Annotated in this window: 1 protein-coding gene; it reads right to left on the bottom strand. The window is 37.0% G+C overall.

Going from position 1 to position 1,742, the window contains the following annotated elements; all coding sequences use genetic code 11:
- Positions 1 to 1,210 (bottom strand): ABC transporter ATP-binding protein (locus VE944_RS06740; RefSeq protein WP_324974137.1); only part of this gene is annotated, 1,210 nt, incomplete at its 3' end.
- Positions 1,211 to 1,742: the final 532 nt, after the last annotated feature.

Raw genomic sequence — 1,742 nt, 5'->3', positions numbered from 1 at the left:
TACTTTTACCAGAACCAGTTGAACCGACAATTGCAATGGTTTTCCCCGCCGGGATATCCAAAGACAGATTTTTAATTACTGGAAATCTATCTTTATAGGCAAAATAAACATTTTTAAATTGCACTTCACCGCGCACTTCATCGACAGGTAACGCCACATCACCTGTATGAATGGCGATAGGAGTATCCAACAAATTCATGACTCGATTAGTAGAAGCCATTGCTCGTTGATATTGATCAAATGTTTCGCCTAATCTAGTTAAAGGCCATAGCAAGCGCTGGATTAAAAATACTAATACGCTGTAAGTACCTACAGACATTTGTCCAGAAACTGCTGCCATCCCGCCATACAAGAGTAATGCTGTGAAACCCACTAAAATTAGCATCCGAATTAACGGGACAAAAGCAGCAGAAAGAACAATTGCTTTAGAGTTACTCCGTCGATAAGCTTCACTATCTAATTCCAGCCGATAGGCTTCATAAGTTTCGGCTGTGAAACTTTTAATAGTAGTAATTCCGCTAATATTGTTTGACAAACGCGAGTTGAGGAAACCTACTTTTTCGCGCACATCAGCGTAACGGGGTGCAAGTAGTCGTTGATAAGCAAAGGAACCCCAGAGGATGAATGGCATCGGTGACAAAGCCATCCACGCTACACTTGGAGCCAAAATAAAGAAAGCAGCGCCAATAATTAGAACAGTTGCGGAAACTTGGATAATATCATTTGCTCCTCCATCTAAAAACCGCTCTAATTGGTTAATATCATCACTGAGGATAGACATTAAACCACCAGTGCTGCGTTCTTCAAAATAAGCTAATTCCAACTCTTGCAAATGTTTGTATGCATCCAAACGCAAGTCATGCTGAATATTCTGACCCAAATTCCGCCAAAGTCGAGCGTAGGCGTACTCACAAATAGATTCTAGTATCCAAATGATGACAGTGAGGAAGGAAATAATCAAAAATTGTTGAAAAACATCGCGTACCCCTAACTGTGCAATTATGGAATCCTGCTGCTTGACTACGACATCCACCGCGACGCCAATTAAGCCGGGTGGTGCTAAGTCGAAAAATTTATTGAGAGTAGAATAAGTAGTCGCCAGCCAAATTTGTTTACGATACTGGTGTCCATACTCAAGCAAACGCTGGAGAGGATGTGTTGAATGTTTACGCCTTCTTAATGCCCGATGAGATTTTAATACAGTAGCCACGGCTTTTTGCGGTTTCGTGCAGTTGATATTACCACAAAATAAAGTCCTGAGTCCTGAGTCTTGAGTCGGAAGATTAAAGACTTTATTCAAACAGACTGATGAGATACTTAAACTAGTAATTTATTAAATAGTATAATTTATCGAAATATAGAAAGTTTTCCCCTCTAAATAAACCGGAAGTAAAATTTGAAAAATAAAATTTTATTATTAATCCTAAAATACCTATAAAATTAGTAAGCTAAGGTAAGTTTATATAGTAAAATTAATAAAATGAATTGACAATATTATACAATTAGTAGTTTTAGAGGATATTGGGCACAAATTATAAAGGCACAATTATCGCTTAATTTTCAGAGATTTACAAGCCTAAGTCAAACAAATAATAAACAGAATTTTTAACAACAATTAGTTTATCTCTGTTCCAATACAAGAATGTTCTCAACCTGTAGCGGCTGATTTGAAAACAAAAAATTCATTAAATTAAATGACTGACAATTATGAGCATTATCGTCTTCGGTAGCATAAATATAGA

The organism is Nostoc sp., from assembly GCF_035638895.1.
GTDB lineage: Bacteria > Cyanobacteriota > Cyanobacteriia > Cyanobacteriales > Nostocaceae > Nostoc.
Note: the sequence above shows the minus strand (reverse complement) of the source record. Positions and strands in the feature narration are given on the sequence as shown.